Annotated in this window: 17 protein-coding genes and 4 tRNA genes; 17 read left to right on the top strand and 4 right to left on the bottom strand. The window is 67.2% G+C overall.

Annotated features, from left to right (window positions below; all coding sequences use genetic code 11):
* Positions 1–71 precede the first annotated feature (71 nt).
* Together htpX and ACQP0U_RS29315 are read left to right on the top strand one after the other, a co-directional pair.
* Positions 72–947, top strand: a complete 876-nt coding sequence (gene htpX, locus ACQP0U_RS29320; protein ID WP_433313278.1) for a zinc metalloprotease HtpX — start codon at positions 72–74, stop codon at positions 945–947.
* Positions 948–1,094: 147 nt separating this feature from the next.
* Positions 1,095–2,354 carry an MFS transporter gene (locus tag ACQP0U_RS29315; RefSeq protein ID WP_433313276.1) on the top strand — a complete coding sequence of 420 codons (1,260 nt, stop codon included), beginning with the start codon at positions 1,095–1,097 and terminating at the stop codon, positions 2,352–2,354.
* Positions 2,355–2,682: 328 nt separating this feature from the next.
* On the opposite strand, the gene ACQP0U_RS29310 is transcribed toward ACQP0U_RS29315, so the two are convergent.
* Entirely contained in the window at positions 2,683–3,177 is a 495-nt protein-coding gene (locus ACQP0U_RS29310) for a YajQ family cyclic di-GMP-binding protein (RefSeq protein ID WP_124774541.1), read from the bottom strand.
* Positions 3,178–3,324: 147 nt separating this feature from the next.
* Here ACQP0U_RS29310 and ACQP0U_RS29305 point away from each other — a divergent pair.
* A tRNA-Tyr gene (locus ACQP0U_RS29305) sits at positions 3,325–3,408 on the top strand.
* Between the two features lie 503 nt (positions 3,409–3,911).
* Here ACQP0U_RS29305 and ACQP0U_RS29300 read toward each other — a convergent pair.
* Positions 3,912–5,297: a pentapeptide repeat-containing protein gene (locus ACQP0U_RS29300; RefSeq protein WP_433313274.1), complete on the bottom strand. Its 1,386-nt coding sequence runs from the start codon at positions 5,295–5,297 to the stop codon at positions 3,912–3,914.
* 323 nt (positions 5,298–5,620) lie between these two features.
* Here ACQP0U_RS29300 and ACQP0U_RS29295 point away from each other — a divergent pair, with 323 nt between their 5' ends.
* The 3 genes from ACQP0U_RS29295 to ACQP0U_RS29285 all read left to right on the top strand — a co-directional run bounded on the left by ACQP0U_RS29295 (position 5,621) and on the right by ACQP0U_RS29285 (position 8,299).
* Positions 5,621–6,730, top strand: a complete 1,110-nt coding sequence (locus tag ACQP0U_RS29295) for a DUF262 domain-containing protein (RefSeq protein ID WP_433313271.1) — start codon at positions 5,621–5,623, stop codon at positions 6,728–6,730.
* 6 nt (positions 6,731–6,736) lie between these two features.
* Positions 6,737–7,417 (top strand): MAE_28990/MAE_18760 family HEPN-like nuclease, encoded by a 681-nt coding sequence (locus ACQP0U_RS29290; RefSeq protein ID WP_433313268.1) that lies wholly within the window; start codon positions 6,737–6,739, stop codon positions 7,415–7,417.
* A 405-nt stretch (positions 7,418–7,822) separates the two neighbouring features.
* A complete protein-coding gene (locus ACQP0U_RS29285) occupies positions 7,823–8,299 on the top strand; it encodes a hypothetical protein (RefSeq protein WP_433313265.1) in 477 nt (158 codons plus the stop codon).
* A gap of 11 nt (positions 8,300–8,310) precedes the next feature.
* On the opposite strand, the gene ACQP0U_RS29280 is transcribed toward ACQP0U_RS29285, so the two are convergent.
* Together ACQP0U_RS29280 and ACQP0U_RS29275 are read right to left on the bottom strand one after the other, a co-directional pair.
* On the bottom strand, positions 8,311–8,832 hold the full coding sequence (locus ACQP0U_RS29280) for a hypothetical protein (RefSeq protein WP_433313263.1): 522 nt from the start codon (positions 8,830–8,832) through the stop codon (positions 8,311–8,313).
* Positions 8,833–9,753: 921 nt separating this feature from the next.
* Positions 9,754–10,692: a hypothetical protein gene (locus ACQP0U_RS29275; RefSeq protein ID WP_433313261.1), complete on the bottom strand. Its 939-nt coding sequence runs from the start codon at positions 10,690–10,692 to the stop codon at positions 9,754–9,756.
* Positions 10,693–11,039: 347 nt separating this feature from the next.
* Between ACQP0U_RS29275 and ACQP0U_RS29270 the strand changes: the two genes are divergently transcribed.
* The 11 genes from ACQP0U_RS29270 to rplK all read left to right on the top strand — a co-directional run bounded on the left by ACQP0U_RS29270 (position 11,040) and on the right by rplK (position 19,190).
* A complete protein-coding gene (locus ACQP0U_RS29270; RefSeq protein WP_433313258.1) occupies positions 11,040–12,230 on the top strand; it encodes an epoxide hydrolase family protein in 1,191 nt (396 codons plus the stop codon).
* Between the two features lie 690 nt (positions 12,231–12,920).
* The gene (locus tag ACQP0U_RS29265; RefSeq protein ID WP_433313255.1) at positions 12,921–15,476 is read left to right on the top strand and encodes a putative bifunctional diguanylate cyclase/phosphodiesterase; all 2,556 of its coding nucleotides are present in this window, start codon (positions 12,921–12,923) and stop codon (positions 15,474–15,476) included.
* A gap of 93 nt (positions 15,477–15,569) precedes the next feature.
* A tRNA-Thr gene (locus ACQP0U_RS29260) sits at positions 15,570–15,642 on the top strand.
* A 24-nt stretch (positions 15,643–15,666) separates the two neighbouring features.
* Positions 15,667–15,739: transfer RNA gene (locus tag ACQP0U_RS29255), tRNA-Met, on the top strand.
* A 132-nt stretch (positions 15,740–15,871) separates the two neighbouring features.
* The gene (gene rpmG, locus ACQP0U_RS29250; RefSeq protein ID WP_007073056.1) at positions 15,872–16,039 is read left to right on the top strand and encodes a 50S ribosomal protein L33; all 168 of its coding nucleotides are present in this window, start codon (positions 15,872–15,874) and stop codon (positions 16,037–16,039) included.
* Between the two features lie 127 nt (positions 16,040–16,166).
* Entirely contained in the window at positions 16,167–16,613 is a 447-nt protein-coding gene (locus ACQP0U_RS29245; protein WP_357355025.1) for a MaoC family dehydratase N-terminal domain-containing protein, read from the top strand.
* Position 16,614: 1 nt separating this feature from the next.
* Positions 16,615–17,007 carry a MaoC family dehydratase gene (locus ACQP0U_RS29240; RefSeq protein ID WP_433313253.1) on the top strand — a complete coding sequence of 131 codons (393 nt, stop codon included), beginning with the start codon at positions 16,615–16,617 and terminating at the stop codon, positions 17,005–17,007.
* Positions 17,008–17,136: 129 nt separating this feature from the next.
* Positions 17,137–17,209, top strand: a tRNA-Trp gene (locus tag ACQP0U_RS29235).
* A gap of 212 nt (positions 17,210–17,421) precedes the next feature.
* Positions 17,422–17,811 carry a preprotein translocase subunit SecE gene (gene secE, locus ACQP0U_RS29230; protein WP_030329860.1) on the top strand — a complete coding sequence of 130 codons (390 nt, stop codon included), beginning with the start codon at positions 17,422–17,424 and terminating at the stop codon, positions 17,809–17,811.
* A gap of 38 nt (positions 17,812–17,849) precedes the next feature.
* Positions 17,850–18,572 carry a transcription termination/antitermination protein NusG gene (gene nusG / locus ACQP0U_RS29225; RefSeq protein WP_112584800.1) on the top strand — a complete coding sequence of 241 codons (723 nt, stop codon included), beginning with the start codon at positions 17,850–17,852 and terminating at the stop codon, positions 18,570–18,572.
* Positions 18,573–18,758: 186 nt separating this feature from the next.
* Positions 18,759–19,190 carry a 50S ribosomal protein L11 gene (gene rplK / locus ACQP0U_RS29220; RefSeq protein ID WP_124820953.1) on the top strand — a complete coding sequence of 144 codons (432 nt, stop codon included), beginning with the start codon at positions 18,759–18,761 and terminating at the stop codon, positions 19,188–19,190.
* The last annotated feature ends 53 nt before the right edge of the window (positions 19,191–19,243 follow it).

Here is a 19,243-nt window from a genome sequence, read left to right as displayed (position 1 = left end):
GATGGTTGACGGGTACCGGGTTGTTACACCGGTCAGCGGATCCCGGTGATCCGTGCACCGAAGGAGACATCGTGCACCACAACCGTCTGAAGACCGCAGCGCTGCTCGGCCTGCTCAGCGCCCTGATCCTGGCGGTGGGCTACTGGTTCGGCGGCAGCGGCGGCCTGGTCATCGCCGTCCTCGTGTCTCTGGTCATGAACGGCGTTTCCTACTTCTACTCCGACAAGCTCGCACTGCGCTCGATGGGGGCGCAACCGGTCACCGAGGCACAGTTCCCCGAGCTGTACCGGATGGTGCGCGAGCTGGCCACCGACGCGAAGCAGCCCATGCCGCGGCTGTACGTCAGCCCGACCGCGCAGCCCAACGCGTTCGCCACCGGCCGCAACCCGCAGCACGCGGCCGTCTGCGTGACCCAGGGCATCACCGAGATCCTCGACTACCGCGAGCTGCGCGGCGTGATCGGGCACGAGCTGTCCCACGTCTACAACCGGGACATCCTGATCTCCAGCGTGGCGGCCGGCCTGGCCAGCATCATCACCCTGCTGGCGAACCTCGCCTTCTTCATCCCGATCGGCGGCGGGGACGACGAGGACCGACCCAACCCGGCCGTGCTGCTGCTCACCCTGATCCTGGGTCCGATCGCGGCCACGGTGATCCAGTTGGCGATCAGCCGGAGCCGCGAGTTCCAGGCGGACGCCTCGGGCGCCGAGTTGAGCCGCGACCCGCTGGCCCTGGCCAGCGCGCTCCGCAAGATCGATGCGGTGGCCCGACGCCGGCCGTTGCCGGCCCAGGGCCAGCTCACCAGCACCGCCCACCTCATGATCGCCAACCCGTTCCGGGGCGGCGGCATGGCCGCGCTCTTCTCCACGCACCCGAAGATGGAGGACCGCGTCGCCCGGCTGGAGCAGATGGCCCGCAACTCGGGGCCCGTGCAGTTCCAGCGCTGATCCGCTGATCGACCGCATCCGCCCGTACCCGGTAGCGCCGGGTACGGGCGGATCGCTGTGTCGCAGACCTATTCCGCTGTCTTCCGGTCAGGCACCGGCGTTAGGGTCATAACGGCTCACGCTCATTACATCCTCGGGAGGTTCACGGTGACCGCGCTGCGTCAGTACCTGGGTGTCTGGCGGATCCCCGGAGCGCCCATGCTGCTGATCACCGGCATCATCGGGCGACTCGGAATCGGCATGACCCCGCTGGCGCTGCTCCTCGTGGTCGAGCAGGTGACCGGGCGCTACTCGCTGGCCGCCATCGCGGGCGGCATCTACGCCCTCGCCGGTGCCGCGCTCAGCCCGATCGCCGGACGGATCGCCGACCGGGTCGGCCCCAGCCCCGTCCTGCTGCTCACCGCCCTGGCCCACCCGCTGGCGCTCGTCGGGTTGCTGCTGGCCAGCCGCTCCGGCGACGACGCCCTCCCCGTCATCTACCTCGCCGCAGGTGTGGCCGGCGCCACCTACCCGCCGCTCACCGCCGCCATCCGAGGCGCCTGGAACGACCTGACCAGCCCCGCCTCCGGGCGATACCCCCTCCGCAACACCGCGCTTGCCGCCGAAACCACGCTGTTCGAAATCGTCTTCGTCCTCGGCCCGCTGCTCGTCGCCGGCTTCGTCCTCGTCGCCGACGCGGCGGCCGCCCTGATCGGTGCGGCAGTGGTCACCCTGGTCGGCACGACAGCCGTGGCCCTCGGCCGGGTCATGCGCGGCTGGCGCCCGCACCCGCGGGAGCACCACGCCCGCGGGCTCGGCCCACTGCGGGTTCCCGGCTTCCCGGCCCTGCTGATCTGCGTGGCCGGCCTGGGCATCGCCTTCGGGGCCGCCGGAGTGATCGTGCCGGCGTTCGCGAGCGACCACAGCACCGGCGACCCGGAGAGCCTCGCCGGCGTGCTGCTCGCGGTCTGGGGGGTCGGCAGCGCCATCGGTGGGCTGTGGTTCGGCGTCCGCAAACCAGCACCGAACATGACCCGACAGTTCGCCCTGCTGCTCGCCGCCCTGGCCGCCACATTCGCCGTGTTCGCGGTGATGCCCACCCCACTGGCGTTGGGCGTCGCGCTGGTCGCCGGCGGAGCCACCATCGCGCCCGCGCTGACCCTGGAGAACACCCTGGTCGGCCGGATCGCCCCGACCGGCATGCTGAACGAGGCGTACACCTGGGTGGTCACCGTCGCGGTGGCGTCGAGCGCCGCCGGCGGCTCGGTGGCCGGCGTGATCGTGGACCACGCCGGCGGCGTCCGCTGGGCGTTCCTGTTCGCCGGGGCGGCGGTCGCCGTCGGAGCTGCGGTCGCCGCACTGCCCGCCGGGCCCATCGCCCGCGCGGAAACCACAGCGGTACGCACCGAACAGCCCGTCCCCGTCTGACCGCCCGTCGGTTGAAGGCCCGCGCGCCTCGGCCTGGCTGGCCTGTCCCTCGGCCTGGCTGGCCTGTCCCTGGCCTGCGCGGCTCGCGCCTCGGCCTGTGCGGCCTGTGCCTAGGCCTGTGCGCTCGGGCCTCGGCCTGTGCGGCTCGCGCCTCGGCTTGTTCGCTGGCTGGCCTTGCCCTCGGGGCGGCTTCGCGCCTTGATCGACTCGGGTTCCTGAATGTCGCGGTATCCCAGTCGCCCGGATGCCCCGACATTCAGGAACCCGAGTCGATCTCAGCCGGGCGCGTTACGCCCGGGGATCGGTGGTACGCCGGGGTGGGCAGCCCTCAGCGGTAGTTGTTGAACTGGAGAGCGACGCCGAAGTCCTCGCCCTTGAGCAGCGAGATGACGGCTTGCAGGTCGTCGCGCTTCTTGCCCGTCACGCGCAGCTGGTCGCCCTGGATCTGCGCCTGCACGCCCTTGGGGCCCTCGTCACGGATCTTCTTGCTGATGGCCTTGGCCTTGTCCGTCTCGATGCCCTGGATCACCTTGCAGTCGATCTTGAAGATCTTGCCCGAAGGTCGCGGCTCGCCAGCATCCAGCGACTTCAGCGAGATGTTCCGCTTCACGAGCTTCTCCTTGAACACGTCCAGCGCGGCGCGGACACGCTCCTCGGTCTCTGCCTGAAGGCCGATCGCCTCCTCGCCGGACCAGGAGATCTCAGCGCCGGTGCCGCGGAAGTCGAACCGCGTCGCAAGCTCCTTCTCCGCCTGCCGAAGGGCGTTGTCGACCTCCTGGCGGTCAACCTTGCTCACGATGTCGAACGACGGGTTCGCTGCCATGTATCTGCTCCTGCTGTCTGGCGGTCTGGGCCTGCCGTCGGCCGCCGACCAGCGGCACGACCCCCTGACCGTACCCGGTTGCGTCGGTACCGGGGGGAGCCGCTATTCTTGCTTCCGCCGCCGCGTTGCGACGCGGTGGGGTGCCCTGGCGGGTTGCCCGAGCGGCCAATGGGAGCGGACTGTAAATCCGTCGCGAAAGCTTCAGAGGTTCGAATCCTCTACCCGCCACCAGGTGCAGCAACGGCCCCTGACCAGCAGAGATGCTGATCGGGGGCCGTTGTCGTTTGTCTGGCCGAGTCCGGCTGAGTCCAGCCCGTGACGACTGGTTGTGGGCAGATGGTGGGCAGGTCGATCTTGCCTGTCAGGGCTTCTCTGGGGCTGCGAACGCTCGTGCTCTGGGGAGTTGGCGCGAACACGCCTGTAGTGACCGGCTAAGGGCTGCTTGTGGGCTTCGCTGACGGCGGCTAGGCCGGGGGCAAGCCAGTCCCGGGGTTGGACTGGCGCGGCAGTCGGAAGCCCCCGCCCGCGCTCAGGTTGACCTGCCGGCTTCCGTGCCGCCTGGCCGTGGTCGTGCTGCGTCTGGATCAGTGAAGTTCGGGGCGGCGGTCCGGCGGCAGTCGGTGGCTCTCCGTCCCGGCGCCGGAGGCGGCCGGGGCGGCTTGCCGCCGGCCGGCTCACCGGCCGCGCCGCGCGGAGCGCGGTGCCTTGATAACCAATAGGACGATTCGGCAAAGCTATTCGGCGACTCGCTTCGGCCCGTCGTAGCTCGCCCCGCCGAGCGTTGCCCCCTCAAAGTCGGCGTCACCGGTGAACGTGGTGTCGTCGAACCTGGCGACGTTGCTGAAAGTCGTCTCGACGAATATGGCGGTATCGCCGAAAGTCGCCTTACTGAACCTGGCGTCATCGCTGAACGTCGTCTGGACGAACCGGGCGCTTCCGCTGAAAGTGGCCTTGCTGAACCGGGCAACACCGGCGAACGTCGTCTGGTCGAACCACGCACCATCGCTGAACGTCGCCTCGTCGAACCAGGCGTCACCGCTGAACATCGCCTGGACGATCCCGACGGCACCCTTGAACGTCGTCCTGTCGAACCTGGCGACGTTGCTGAAAGTCGTTCCGACGAATGTGGCGGTGCCACTGAACGTGGCCCCGTCGAACCTTGTGAAACCGCGGAAGGTTGCTGCAGTGAAGTCGGCGTTGTGGAGGTGGCAGCCGGTGAATTCGGCGTTGATGAGGGCCGCCTCGGTGAGGTCCAGAACCAGCGTTGGGCCCCAATACGAGGGATTAGGTTCTCTGCCCTGAGTGGCGGGACGCAGGTGGCGAGCGAGGATACGTTGAGCGGCGAGGCGGACTTGTTGTTCTTCTCGTAGCTCTACCGACGGCGTGTCCGGGGCGGTGTCGCCGGCTGCGGCCGTCGGAAGAGTCGGGGCAGGGCTGGTGGGAAGGGACTCGGTGTACTGCAGAGCGTGGGGCATGCGCAGGTAGGCGCAGATCACCTCCACGATGCTCTGCCGGTGGGCAGGATTGTCATGAGCGAGGCGTTCCAGGGCGTAGAGGCCCGCGAGGCGGACCGGGGCCTTGTCCGAGCCAAGCTGGTCGGCAGCCTTGACGTACAACTCGGTGACGCGCTTCTCGCCGGCGTCGTACTCGGTGGCCTGCTGAGTGCGCTCGGCCAACTGCTGCCGACGGAATGCCAGCAGCAGCGCGAAGGCGCCGGTCACCGCTGCGCCGATGGTCAGACCTGTACGGATGGACTCCACCCGCAATTGCGCCCGATGCGTGCCGTCATCCATGGCGGGCAACGAGCCCTGCAGCCAGGCGATCGCGGCCCAGGTGACCACTGCCACCAGGACCATCCCGACCGGGATCACCCACGACCGCAGCGGCTGCACTTGCCGGATTGGCGCTGTCGGCGCAGCCGATGCCTGGCGCTCTTCGGTGGTGCGATGCCAGAACAGCACGCCTACGAGCAGCACCGTCAGGCTCGCCGTCACCGGCAGCAGGACCGGCCACTCGGAGGCCAGGACAGGCCACCATGAACCGGGAACCCGCACCAGCGCGACACCGAGCAAGCCCAGCACCCCGGCGGCAATCAGGGAAACGCTCCACCGCTTCGTCACACTGCAGAATCATGCCCGTACCGAGCAAGCGCAACGCGTCCGCCACGGTGAGGGCTCAAGCGTTGGGCAGCCAGGTGCTGACTCTTGCCTCCTATTCACGCAAGTAACCTAAAGAGGCTTGAGGAATAGGCGGCGGGAAGGGTCTGCTGATGCTTTGGCGGTGGGCACGTGCAGATGCCTTGCAGCGTGGATTCTCGGTCGTGTGATCACGTTTGATCGACAAAGGTGGTCTGCATGCCTAGCCAGATCGTCTGGGCGCAAGTAAAGTTTGCGAGGCTGCACGCTTGTGGCTGGAGTTAGTGGATTGAGTATGGGGGTTCTTGATGAATTTAGAACAAGAGGTAGAGCAGAACCGCCAAAGCATTCGATCCGACGGCTATCAAATGTCAATCGGTGAGGTTGCCAACCTATACCGGGATGGCGAGATCATCATCAGGCCAGAATTCCAGCGGCTGTTCCGATGGTCGATCGAGCAGCAGTCTCGGTTGATTGAATCTATTTTGCTTGACATTCCGTTACCTACGGTCTTCGTCGCCCAAAGAGAGGACGGCGTCTGGGAGGTAGTGGACGGCCTTCAGCGGCTGTCGACTATTCTCCAATTTATGGGTGAGCTTAAAGATGCTGTAACAGGCGAGCTTAAGGGTCCGACCAGACTGGTCAGAACGAAGTATCTTCCGTCGCTCGAGAATGCCACCTTTTCGGAAGGTGCAAACCCCTTTCCTAGCTCGCTGCGGATCAGTTTCAAGAGAGCTCGTCTCGACTTTCGTATTCTCCTTAAAGAGAGCGACGAAGCGGTCAAGTACGAGGTCTTTGATCGTTTGAATAGCGGTGGTTCGCCGACATCCCCTCAAGAGGTGCGGACCGCGCAGCTGCTCATGGCCAACCCTCGCTTTTATGACTGGCTCGACGGACTGCGAAAGTATAACGATTACGTGGACTGTGTACCACTCACGGAGCGTCAGCTCGCGGAGCAGTATGATCTAGAACTCGTAATCCGGTATCTCGTATTCCGCAACAGTTCCAATGCCGAACTGCGTTCGTTCGCTGATGTAGATACCTTTCTAACTGACAGGTCTCTTGAATTCGCTCAAAACAAATCCTTCGCCTACGGCGATCGAGAACGAGAGTTTAAAGACTTGTTCAAAGTGCTCAGCGCTTCAGGGGCGGAGGTTTTCCGCCGCTACAACCGGCCCAAGAAGAAGGCCTCTGGTGCTTTCAGTGTTTCGGCGTTTGAGGCAGCGACCCTCGGCGTGGCGAGTCACTTGGCAGCTTGGCAGGATGTTGCGCCGGAGCGCCGAGCCTCACGGCTAAAAGTTAGGGTTTCTGAGCTGTGGAACGATTCCGAGTTTAACAAAAATTCCGGAGCCGGTGTTCGCGCGACGACAAGGATCCCCAAGATGGGTTCCATCGGCTCTCGGATCTTCCTCCCCTGACCCGCGATGAGCGTCAGGACGATTGAACAACTAGAGGCCGCGCTGACCGAGGAGTTGAAATGGCGGCGGCGCGAGATTCAGCAATGGGAGGGTGTTGCGCGATCTGTGCGGGAACACGAGCTAGCAGCCGTCCTCCGCGGCGGGCTGAGCATTGTATACGGGCACTGGGAGGGATACGTGAAAGCCGCAGCGGCGATGTACTTGGAGTTTGTCGCCAGGAAAGGCCTCTCGATTTCTCAACTGCGCCCCGAGTTGGCGGCGGTGGCCCTTCGAGGGCTACTAGGATCCGGCGAGTCGTCAAAGAAGTCATCGGATCACACCAGGATTGTGGTGGCGCTAAGGGAGAAGTCGCTAGAGCCTGCCCGGCTGCCATACGATCGGGCGACGATCCGAACTTTTTCGAATCTCAGCTTTGACCGGTTTGAAGACATTATGCATTCGATCGGCTGTGATGCGTCTGGTCATGAGATACATAGATCCCTTATTGACAACCGGCTTCTTAAAAACCGGAACTCGATCGCCCATGGGCGGGAGCAGTACGTCACCATCGATGACTGGAAGACAATCCAAGAACGAGTATTTGACATACTTGCAGACGTTCGAACGCAGATATCCAATGCTGCCGCAGTAGGTGCGTATCTGAGAGTCGACCCCGGTGTGCCGAAGCCGCGACACGCACTGGAATGACGATCCGGCGAAAGTCCTCCCATTCTGCAAAATCTATGTTCTGGGCCATCCGATATTGCTCGGCTATGAGGCTGCGGCGTATGGCCCAAGCACTCCGGGCGGCATGGGCTGCCATCAATCATTGCTCCGGGGCGTCACAAACCTCCGGGTTCCAAGGCGTCCCGTAGGACTCTGCGGAGAGACTTAGCGCTCACAACTTGAAGGGATGAACGCGTAACCTCCGCGCTGCATCTCCACCCCGGGGGCCGACGGTGACACGTGGTCCTACGGCACGTCGGCGCGCGCCCGGTCGTACGCGTGTGTACCCGGTTTCCTGTCATTCTGCGGCGGCTCGTCGGGCCTCCGCGAGGCGCTCATCGCGGGGCATTGGCGGGCCGGAGCATAGCGAAAGCGTGCCCGGACCGGGTGGCTGGCGGGAGCGGCCCGCTGTGGGTCGCTTTCAAAGAGGATCGAAGGTGCGGCCGGGGCACTACTTCGCTCAAGGCTCAAGCACCGGGGGAGGGCCGAGACTCGTACGGTCCCGATCCCGCCCGGCTCGTCGAGCTGCTGTGCGCGCACGTCGACAATCACGGCGTCGGCCCGGACGGTCGGTTCTTCCGGGGCCTGCACGGTGGGCCGCTCTCTGAGTCGGTCTACGACCGGTGGTGGAAGCTCGCCCGGGAGAAGGCGCTCACCGAATCGCAGGTCGCCTCGCCGCTCGTACGCCGTCCCTACGACCTGCGGCACGCGGCGGCCTTGCTCTGGCTGAATGCCGGCGTCCCGCCGAACGAGGTCGCCCGGCGCCTGGGCCACGACGTCGCCGTCCTGCTCCGCGTCTACGCCAACTGCATCGACGGCGGAGACGACACGATGAACGACAAGATCGGCGACGCGCTCGGATGAGCGCCCGTGCTTCAGTCCTTCTCGGCGGTCGTTGCGTGGCCGAGAAGGCGCCGAGCTTCACTGACGACGTCCGCGTCAATATCGCTGGTTGCGGTGCTGGTGTGCGGTTGCCAGTCGTGGATGGCGGCTACGAGGTCGTAGGCGTTGTCCAACGCGATCAGTTCGGCTGCCAGGGGAGTGCCGTCGTAGGAGATGAATCGGTATGCCCAAGAGGTGAGATCACGGGGCGCGATGGTCTGTACGAGCAGTCGCCGGGCCATGATTCGGAGGGCTTCCTCCGCGCTCTCTCGGCTTCCCTCACCGTAGTAATCCAGAGAGAGTTCCGACAGCGCGCCTTCGAGCCAACGCCGCAGCTCGTCATTCTCCTCGCCCTTCACCGGCGAGATGCCGGCGAGGATCCCCAGAGTCGGGCTGTCTATACCCGCGGTGAGGCAGTCGCAGGCGGCTTCGATCACCTGAGCCGCGGTGCCAGAACCGACGCTCCAGAAGACAGCGGCGTCCTGGAGGCGAGCGAGAGCATCCTGACCGAGCATCGCTACATGATCCGGCAGCGCGCCCCCGCTGTCGCTGGCTTATCCGCGGCTCGTCTGCTGGCCGTACGATCTGCGGCAGGCGGCGGCCTCGCGGTGGCTGAATGCCGGTGCCCCGCCGGCCGAGGTTGCCCGGCGCCTGGGCCACGGCGTCGCCGCCCTGCTCCGCGTCTGTGCCAAGTGCATCGACGACGGCGACGACACCATGAGCGACAAGATCGGCGAGGCGCTCGGGTGATGTTGCAGCTCAGTGCCATTATCGTGCCCGTGGCAATGAGTCGTGAGCGTCGGCGGAAGGTTGTGAGTGCCTTCGTCACGGCAGGCGCGACCTGGACAGCGGCATCTGCTGGCTTCGCGGAGGCCCCGTCGCGATTCCAATTGATCATGTCGGGCGTCGCTGCTGCCCTAGCCGCCAGCGCGGCGGCCTTCAGCCCGGACGCGTCGGCGCGGTCGGCCGACTCAAAAAAAGGGCCATCTTGCTATGAAACCCTTCGGATGCGACTGCTCGGCTTGGCCCGGGTCCTGGCGCAAGCAGCGGCCTCAAAAAAAATCGTCGAAGCTTAAGTCTGGAAGGTTAGACCGCCTGCGTGGGCGTGGGCAGATGGTGGGCAGTCAGGCGTGCCGGGGCGTTCGGCGGAGTCAAAACCGCAGCTGAGGCGACCTAAGTGGGCCAAGATCACTGGCGCCCTATAGATCCGCCGCGAAAGCTTCAGAGGTTCGAACCCTCTGCCCGCCACCAGGTGCAGACACGGCCCCTGATCAACAGAGATGCTGATCAGGGGCCGATGTCGTTGATCTGGCCGAGTCTGACTTTGCCCCACACGCGTCACTGAGATCAACTCGGTCCGGCTCTCGGAGGTACGTGTCCGGCACCAGCGCGGGGCCGCGACCAGCCGCATGGGTCACCGCCCGGGACTGGCCCCGTCAGCGCGGGCGGTAGATGACCGCTCTGCCGCCGGCGACCGTGGGGACCGACGCGGCGATGCGGCCACGGTCATCGAGGTCGACGACCTCGTCGTACCTGTCGATGCCGGCCAGGGTGAGGTCGTGCAGGACGCCGCGCCGCCACAGCGCCGGGCGGGAGCTTCCGTCGCTGGCCTCGGAGGTGGCCAGGATCTCGCCGCGGTTGTTGATCGCCCGCAGCTCGGTGGAGCTGCCGCCTAGAGTGCCGACATCGACGGCGTGGCTGTGCCGCCAGAGGATGCCGCGCGGGTACAGATCGGCTGAGAACTGCCAGCCGATCACCCACCCGCGGTCGTTGAGGGCGTACGTGTTGCTGCGGTTGAAGGGGCCGGCGCCGAGGTCGGTGACCCGGCCGTCGTGCCAGCGAACGGCGTGGAACCCGTTCGGTGGCATGAATATCCCGCCCGAGACCTGGCCGTGCTCGTTGACGTCGGACACCTCGCTGAGAGGTAGGGGCCGGGCGCGGCCATTCGTCCAGAGGACGGGGCCTGCGTCTGTGTGGCCACCGACCTGACCGCGGTTGTTGATCGCCACGGGCCGGGCGGACGGGCCCAGCGGCCGCAGAACACCGTGGTCCCAGACGTACCCGCCGGAGCCGTCGTCGGGGTAGCCGACGACCTGGCCGCGGTCGTTGACGTCGGTCGGGGTGAAGGCACCGAGATCGGTCATCCGGCCGTGCCGCCAGAGGAACCCGCGGTGCGTGCCGTCGGCGGCCTGGGCGCGGCCGACCACGTCGCCGCGGTTGTTCATGGCGCTGGCGAAGCTGCTGTCGCCGCCGAGGGTGCCGAGGTCCACCATGCGATAGCCGGCCGGGGCGCCGGGGGCGGCGGACGCGGCGCCGGCGGTTGGTGCGGCCGTCAGGGCGGCTACGAGGAGGGCGGTGCCGAGGATGGATGGCATGGGACGGCTCCTTCGGAGCGTCGCCGGGCGAACCGTGCGCTCAGCGTAGGCCCCTCCCGTCGCAGCGCCAGGGTCCCGTCACATGGCCGACAGCCTCGCCGTCCTGCTGCCCCACGTGCCGGGGAGGTGCTGAGACAGGGCGACGGGCCGTCGCGTACGCCGCCGCGCCGTGCTCGGGTTCCGGGGAGGGACGCGGGGGCACCTAATGATCAGGAGCAGTCTGGCTCGTCGAAGGGATCGCTGGTGATCGGCGATTCGCGTTTCGGCCCGGGGTTCGCCGGCCCGCTGTGAGACTGGGCGAGTGCCAGCACCGTCGCTGGCCGGCTCTGACCTGGCGGGTGGGGAAGATGTCCAACGACAACGAAATTCGTCCATTTCGGCTCGACGCGCCGGAGGACGCGATCGCCGATCTGCGTCGCCGGATCGCGACCACCCGCTGGCCCACTCGCGAGTTGGTCACCGACCGTTCGCAGGGGGTGCAGCTGGCGATGATCCAGGAGCTGGCCCGCTACTGGTCGACCGAGTACGACTGGCGGGCGTTCGAGACGAAGCTGAACGCGTTGCCGCAGTACACGACGATCATCGACGGCGTCGAGATCCACTTCATCCACGTGCGCTCGCAGCACGAGGACGCCCTGCCGCTGATCATGACGCACGGCTGGCCGGGTTCGGTCGTCGAGCTGCTCGGGGTGGTCGGCCCGCTCACCGACCCGACCGCGCACGGTGGTGCCCCCGAGGACGCGTTCCACCTGGTGCTGCCGTCGCTGCCCGGCTACGGCTTGTCCGGCGAGCCGATCGAGCCCGGCTGGGACTCCAACCGGATGGGAGCTGCTTGGGCGGTGTTGATGCAGCGCCTCGGCTACTCGCGTTACGTCGCCCAAGGGGGTGACGTGGGTGCCGCCGTCACGGACGCGATGGGTCGCCAGGGTCCCGAAGGGCTGCTCGGCATCCACGTCAACCTGCTCGCCGGGGCGATCGGGATCAAGGACCAACTGCCGGCGACGTCCGCGCAGGAGCGCGCGGCGCACGACGCGCTGAACCTTTTCACGATGGATGGCTTCGGCTACTTCCTGGAGCAGTCCACCCGACCGCAGACGATCGGGTACTCCCTGCTGGATTCGCCGGTCGGGCTGGCTGCCTGGATGTTCGACCATGACACGGACAGTTACTACAAGATCTCCCGCGCGCTCCTCGACGGCGCGCCGACGGGTGGTTTCACTCGCGAGTCCATCGTGGACAACGTGACGTTGTACTGGCTGACCGGCACCGGAGCGTCGTCCGCCCGGTGGTACTGGGAGTTCGGGCGTTTCCTGGCTGCGGCTCAGGCGGCCGGTCAGACTCCGCCGCCGGTCACGGTTCCGGTCGGTTTCACCACGTTCCCCGACGAGATCTGGGCCGCTCCGCGTAGCTGGGCCGAGGCGGTCTACCCCGGCCTCTCGTACTTCAACGAGGCTGACCGGGGTGGTCACTTCGCGGCCTGGGAGGAGCCGGAGCTCTTCGCTGCCGAGGTGCGGGCCGCGTTCCGGCCGCTGCGGTAGGCCCGGGCCCACGCTGCCGAATCGTCGCGAAGGCTACAAAGCCTCGAACCATCCCTCTCCGGCGGTGATAATCGAGAGACTCCGATCCTATGGATCGGAGAGGATTGTTGTGTTCAACTGGTCACCGGTTGCGAACCCGGCCAACCGGTGCTCATCGTCCTGGGGGAGTGGGGAAGGTCCGGTGCCGCCATAGCTGCCGGCTTTGTGTTTCAGGCGGGCTTTGCTACTGGAAGCGGCATCCATGACGTAGATCCAAATTGCGGCTATAACTTGAACACGCATCATCTGCGCGTCTCCTGGGACGAGCCAACGACCTTGCTGGGCATCCGTCGTTGAAGCGTTCGGGCCGGCTGGACGGGCCCGCGCTGCTCAGCCGTCCGACCGCTTTGCGGGCTGCCTCGTGTGTGGCACCATCGTGGAATCTTGCCTTCCCGACACCCCTGCCACGAGGAGCACACGATGTCTGGTCAAAGGCTGGCCCGGCGGGTCGGCATGGTTTTCGCAGTTCTGGCTCTCACTGTGATGGCCGGCGGGGCTTCCGGAAGTTTTGGGGAGTTTCAGGCCTTTGACTACGTCTGGACGGCGCCGCAGCACTAGTCGAGGCAGGCGACACCTCTGTCGCATCGGACGGTGTCGTCAGCCTCGTTCCCGGCCGCGCGTCCTTCGCGGCAGTGACCGGTAAGGAGTGGGATGGCTGGCCGCCGGTCCGCGTCGGGTGGCTCGGGGTCTCCTCGGCGCCCGGCCCAGTACGCATGGTTCATCACCGGCCCGTTGATGTTCCTGGCCGTCGTCTTCTCGATGACGATCGGGCTGGTCACCCCGAACCGACCGCATCCCTCCGGGTCCTGGGGGCTCGCCGCGGTCCTGCTGGGCGTGATGGTGATCGCCGGCCTGCCGATGCTGAACTTCGTCATCGGGCGGCAGTCCTTCGGGGTGCGCCTCGTCGAGATCCCACTCGTGCCGGCGTTCGTCTTTCTTCCGCCGCTGATGGTGGTCCTGGTTTACACCCTCTCCACGCTGATCACCCATCTGCGGTACCGCTTCGGCGCGGAGAAGCTGGCCTTCAACGTCGCCAACGCCGCCGCGGCCGTGTCGCTGGCCGGTCTCGTGCTGCTGGCGCTCCCACCGGTAGTGGGCGTCGGGCCGCGCACGTGGGGCGTGCTCTTCGCATCCGTCGGTACCGTCGTGGTGTCGACCCTCGCCGGCGTGGCCGGAGTGATCGCCATCATGCACGGCCGGCACGCGGCGCTGGGTGTGCTGCGCAGCGGGTTGCCGTCCCTGCTGGCCAACGGTGTCAACCTCGTGGTCGGGTTGATCGTCCTGATCGCGGTCGACAGCACCTGGTGGTCGGCCGTGTTGATCGTCGTGCTCGGGGTCGCGCTCGCGAAGATCTACCGGTCGTACGAGCAGTTCTTCCGCCAGCACCGGACGCTCGGCGACATGTACGAACTCACCCAGGCGATGACCGCCAACGGGCAGAGCGGCAACCTGGCTGACGTCCTTCTCGGTCGGATCCGCGGGCTCATGCAGGCCGAGTACGCGACGCTGTGGCTGCCCGCCCAGGGGCGTCACCCGGAGGTGATGCTGACCGCGCGGGTCGACGACGCCGGCCTGCTGGACACGTCGCCGACGCCGGTGGTCGTTCGCGAGGAGGCCCGCCGTCAGCGCCGCAGTCTGGCGATGGGTGTTCGCCTCGGGGACGAGGAGAGCCTGCGGGGGTCGCTGCGCGCCACCGGGGTGAAGGACATCATCGTGGTGCCGCTCTACTCGGGTCAGGCGGTGATCGGCACCCTCGAGGTGGTCAACCGGCTCAGTGACGTCGGCCATTTCACGCCCGGCGACATCCCCGTCTTCGAGACGGTCGCCGCGCACGCGGCAGTGGCCCTGGAGAATTCGCGGCTGGTCGACAGGCTGCGGCACGACGCGCACCACGACACGTTGACCCGGTTGCCGAACCGGCGGCGGATCACCGGGGCGTTGGACGAGTCGGTCAAGATCCGCGCGCCGGGCGAGGTGGTGGCGCTGCTGCTCTTCGACGTCGACGGGCTGCGCCAGGTCAACGAGTCCCTGGGTCACGCGGCAGGGGACAAGGTCCTCATCGAGGTCGCCAACCGGCTGCGGGCCAGCGCGCCGTCGTCGGCTCTGGTCGGCCGCGCCGGCGGGGACGAGTTCCTGGTGACGCTGCGGTTGGAGAGCGCCGAGGCCGCGCTCGAGCTGGCCGCTCAACTGCGCGACCAGATCCGCGACGAGATGGTCTTCGACGCGCTCACCCTCGACGTGAACACCGCCGTCGGGGTGGCCGTACACCCGGATCACGGCAGTGACGCGGCGACCCTGTTGCTCCGGGTCGACCTCGCCGCCACCGCGGCCAAGTCGGTGCCGGGCAGCGTGCAGCTGTTCAACCCCGCGCTGGAGTCCCGTTCACTGCGCCGGCTGGGCCTGGCCGGCGATCTGCGCCGAGCACTGGACCAGGACGAGCTGGAGGTCTACTTCCAGCCCAAGGTGACTCTGCGGGACCGACGCCTGGTTGGTGTCGAGTGCCTGGCCCGGTGGGAGCACCCGGCGCACGGCACCGTCGCCCCCGAGGACTTCGTGGCGGTGGCCGAGCACACCGGCCAGTTGAGCCGGCTCACCGAGGTGGTGCTCCGCGAGGGCCTTCGCCGCAGTCGGGACTGGGCGCTGGCCGACCAGCCGCTGCCCATCGCTGTCAACCTCTCCGCCCGTACGCTCATCGACCAGCATTTCCCGGACCGGGTCCAGGAGTTGTTGACCGAGTACAAGGTGCCGGCGCAGCGCCTCACCCTGGAGATCACCGAGTCGGGGGTGCTGGACGGCACGGACCGGCCCATCCCCACCCTGCAACGGTTGCGGGATCTCGGCGTACGGCTGTCGGTTGACGACTTCGGCACCGGCGACTCGTCCCTGGCGCACCTGCGCCGGTTGCCGGTGCACGAGGTGAAGGTGGACCGCTCCTTCGTGCAGGGCATGGCGACCGATCCGGGGGACCTGGCGATCGTCAACGCGGTGGTGACCCTCTCCCAGCAGTTCGGCCTGGCTGTGGTGGCCGAGGGGGTGGAGAGCGAGCTGACCCTGGAGCTTCTGCAGGACATCGGCTGTGAGATCGGGCAGGGCTTCCTGTTCAGCAGGCCGCTGCCGTACGAGCGGTTGGCTGCCTGGTTCGGCGCGCAGGTCGAGCCGGAGACGACGGCCAACGGCGAGCTTCCGCGCCTTCGTGTCGTGCCCTGAGCAGGGCGCGGACGATCACCGGGGATCCGATTTCACCTGTCGAGCCGGGCCGTGTACTCTTACTTCTGCGCGCCCCACGGGGAGATCGCGCAGGCCCCCTTAGCTCAGTCGGCAGAGCGTCTCCATGGTAAGGAGAAGGTCTACGGTTCGATTCCGTAAGGGGGCTCGAGGGTTCAGCTGGACCCATCGCAGCGGTGTAGCTCAGATGGTAGAGCAAGCGGCTCATAATCGCTGTGTCGCCGGTTCAAGTCCGGCCACCGCTACTCTCGTCTTCCGGGCTCGTTGCCGGTGGTCGTAAGAATGGGCGCTTCTGGCGCCCACTTTGCATGTCCGCGCTGTCAGCGTCTAGGCTGGCGCGTCGTAGTTGTTTCCGTTAGCGAGGAAGGCACTCCGCCGTGGCGAAGGCTACCGATGTCCGGCCGAAGATCACTTTGGCGTGTGTGGAGTGCAAGGAGCGCAACTACATCACGCGCAAGAACCGGCGCAACGACCCCGACCGCATCGAGCTGAAGAAGTTCTGCCCGCGCGACGGTCGGCACACGGTCCACCGCGAGACCCGCTGATTGCTGGCCGGTCCTCAGGGCCGGCCACTTTCGCAGCTTTTCAATCGCCGATCTGACCGGTTTGGCGCGGCTCCGCCGCCGCCTACCGATCAGGTCGGCGATTGGGCTTTCCGTGTAGGTTCGCGGCATGCCTCTGGACCCTTCCTTCGTCGGCCGGACCTATCCGCCGACGGCCCCCTACCAGGTGGGCCGAGAAAAGATCCGCGAGTTCGCCAGCGCCATCGGCGCCACCGACCCGGCCCACCATGACCCGGAGGCCGCGCAGGCGCTGGGCCACCCCGACGTGGTGGCTCCGCCGACCTTCCCGGTGATCGTGACGATGGCCGCGAGCCGCCAGATCATCGAGGACCCGGCCCTGGGTGTCGACTACAGCCGCCTGGTGCACGGCGACCAGCGGTTCGCGTACACCCGGCCGGTCGTCGCCGGCGACGAGCTGGTCTGCACCAACACCATCGAGGATGTCAGCACCCGGGGTGGGCACGGCTTCCTGACCACGCGCACCGACGTGAGCACCGTCGGCGGGGAGCCCGTGGTCGCCGTCTGGGCCAGGTATGTCATTCGCGGGGAGGCGTGAGATGGAGTTGCCAGCACAGACGTTTCGGGTGACCCGCGCGGACCTGATCCGCTACGCCGGCGCCTCGGGCGACTTCAACCCGATCCACTGGAGCGACCGGGTCGCCACCAAGGTAGGTCTGCCCGGGGTGATCGCGCACGGCATGTTCACCATGGCGCTGGTCGGCCGGGCGGTCACCGAGTGGGCGGGGTCGGCGGACGCGGTGGTCGAGTACGGCGTGCGCTTCACCCGGCCGGTGGCGGTCCCGGACGACGACCAGGGGACCGAGATCGAGGTCACCGCGCGGGTCCGTGAGGTGACCGAGGACGGCCTCACCCGACTGGAGGTGACGGCCACCTGTCTCGGTGAGAAAGTGCTGTCGCAGGCGCGGGCAACCATCCGGACGGCACGCTGAACCGAGCCCGCCACGCGTGGCGGAGAGACCGGTTGGGAAAGTCGGGCGGCTACCCGTACACTGGTCCGCCGTGGGGCAAGTGACCCCTGCTCGGTCGTCTGTGGCCGCGTGGGGCGAGTGTTGCCGCATAGGGGTGTAGCTCAATTGGCAGAGCAGCGGTCTCCAAAACCGCAGGCTGCAGGTTCAAGTCCTGTCACCCCTGCGCCTCAGGCCTGACCGTTCCCGTGGGTCGCGCCGCCAGCTTGGCGGCGTCCGGCCCGTGGTGGTGGCATCGGCGGGGTGGTCCGAGGCAATCGGGCCCTCCGGGTGATCCACCGGCCGCGGCCCGTCGCGGGACGGTTGGGTCCGGCCGGCGTGACCAGCGCCGCGTACGCCACTCGGCGTGCGACCCCAGATTCCGCGACGGAGGGCGAAGTGGCCGACAACAAGCGGCGCGACGACGACGGCGACGATCGTCTCGACGACGAGATCGTCGACGACGTGGCCGACGACGACGCCTCCGGCGCGGACGAGCCGGTTTCCCGGGGAGGCACCGCCACGCGGTCCCGCGCCCGGGCGGAGTCGGCGGACAGCCGACCGACCACGCGGTCGGAAACGGGTCGGGTGGGCGTCTTCGGCCGCATCGCCCGGTTCTTCCGCGAGGTCGTGGCGGAACTGCGTAAGGTCATCTGGCCGACCCGCAAGGAGTTGCTGACCTACACCGCCGTGGTGGTGGCGTTCGTCGCGGTGATGCTGACGATCGTGGGTGTGCTGGACTTCGGCTTCGCCAAGGTCGTGTTGTTTGTCTTTGGCAACTCGGACTGACCGGCTGCCTCCAGCCATAGTGACGGAAGTGAGCGAGCGTGCCTGAGTACGACGAGACCGCCGGACCGGTGGACGAGCAGTCCACGGTCGCGACGGCGGCTGGTGACGAGTCGGTTGAGGCCGCCAGCGAGCCGGAGTTCCCAACGACCGAGCCCGCACCGGACGAGGACTACGACCCCGTCGCGGAGCTGAGGCAGAAGCTGCGCTACGCGCCGGGTGACTGGTACGTGGTGCACTCGTACGCCGGCTACGAGAACAAGGTCAAGACCAACCTCGAGACCCGGATCACGAGCCTCGACATGGAGGACTTCATCTACCAGGTCGAGGTGCCGACCCGGGAAGAGGTCGAGGTCAAGAACGGTAAGCGTTCGCAGATCCAGGCCAAGGTCTTCCCTGGTTACATCCTGGTCCGGATGGAGTTGACCGCCGAGTCATATTCCTGTGTCCGGAACACCCCGGGTGTGACCGGCTTCGTCGGCGCGACCGACCGTGCCGACCGGCCCGCTCCGCTCTCGCTGGACGAGGTGCTGAAGTGGCTGGCGCCGGCCGTCGAGACCGAGCAGAAGAAGGCGAAGCCGGAGATCAAGGTCCTCGACTTCGAGGTGGGCGACTCCGTCACTGTCACCGACGGCGCGTTCGCATCGCTGCCGGCCACGATCAGCGAGATCAACGCCGACCAGCAGAAGCTCAAGGTGCTGGTGTCGATCTTCGGTCGCGAGACTCCGGTGGAGCTCAACTTCAACCAGGTCGCCAAGATCTGACTGGTCGTCGGCGGCGGGCCCGGCCCGCCGCCGACGACGGCGTACGCGCTCTCGCTCGACCTCGGCGGACGAGTGGGCTGCGGCCTGCGCTACTCTAGAATGTCGCCGCTGTCGCACCGCGCTGACCGTGCGCGCCCGAGGGCGGCGACAGCCGCATTTTCCCAGCTCCAAGCCCCAGGAAGTGACATGCCTCCGAAGAAGAAGCTCGTCAAGACGTTCACGCTTCAGCTGCCGGCGGGCCAGGCCACGCCGGCGCCGCCGGTCGGCCCCGCGCTCGGCCAGCACGGCGTGAACATCATGGAGTTCTGCAAGTCCTACAACGCGCAGACCGAGTCTCAGCGGGGCGACATCGTCCCCGCCGAGATCAGCGTGTACGAGGACCGGTCCTTCACGTTCGTGCTGAAGACCCCGCCCGCTGCCCGGCTGCTGATCAAGGCCGCTGGTGTGCAGAAGGGTTCGGGTGTTCCGCAGTCCGAGAAGGTCGGCTCGGTCAGCCGCGCCCAGCTGCGTGAGATCGCCGAGAAGAAGATGGCCGACCTCAACGCCAACGACATCGCCCAGGCCGAGAAGATCATCGCCGGCACCGCCCGGTCGATGGGCATCACCGTCAACGACTGACGTCGGCCCCGGCCTTCGACCCGACCGTGGGAGGGCTCGCGCCGAGCGGCCCG

Origin of the sequence: Micromonospora sp. CA-269861 (assembly GCF_050948505.1) — a bacterium.
In the GTDB taxonomy this organism is placed as follows: Bacteria; Actinomycetota; Actinomycetes; order Mycobacteriales; family Micromonosporaceae; genus Micromonospora.
Note: the sequence above shows the minus strand (reverse complement) of the source record. Positions and strands in the feature narration are given on the sequence as shown.

Bases quoted from the DNA above. Each gene is read 5' to 3' on its own strand.
- ACQP0U_RS29310 (WP_124774541.1), bottom strand. From the start codon at position 3,177: ATGGCAGCGAACCCGTCGTTCGACATCGTGAGCAAGGTTGACCGCCAG.
- ACQP0U_RS29295 (WP_433313271.1), top strand. From the start codon at position 5,621: ATGAATTTAGAACAAGAGGTAGAGCAGAACCGCCAAAGCATTCGATCC.
- ACQP0U_RS29290 (WP_433313268.1), top strand. From the start codon at position 6,737: ATGAGCGTCAGGACGATTGAACAACTAGAGGCCGCGCTGACCGAGGAG.
- ACQP0U_RS29280 (WP_433313263.1), bottom strand. From the start codon at position 8,832: ATGCTCGGTCAGGATGCTCTCGCTCGCCTCCAGGACGCCGCTGTCTTC.
- ACQP0U_RS29275 (WP_433313261.1), bottom strand. From the start codon at position 10,692: ATGCCATCCATCCTCGGCACCGCCCTCCTCGTAGCCGCCCTGACGGCC.
- ACQP0U_RS29270 (WP_433313258.1), top strand. From the start codon at position 11,040: ATGTCCAACGACAACGAAATTCGTCCATTTCGGCTCGACGCGCCGGAG.
- ACQP0U_RS29265 (WP_433313255.1), top strand. From the start codon at position 12,921: ATGGCTGGCCGCCGGTCCGCGTCGGGTGGCTCGGGGTCTCCTCGGCGC.
- ACQP0U_RS29245 (WP_357355025.1), top strand. From the start codon at position 16,167: ATGCCTCTGGACCCTTCCTTCGTCGGCCGGACCTATCCGCCGACGGCC.
- ACQP0U_RS29240 (WP_433313253.1), top strand. From the start codon at position 16,615: ATGGAGTTGCCAGCACAGACGTTTCGGGTGACCCGCGCGGACCTGATC.
- rplK (WP_124820953.1), top strand. From the start codon at position 18,759: ATGCCTCCGAAGAAGAAGCTCGTCAAGACGTTCACGCTTCAGCTGCCG.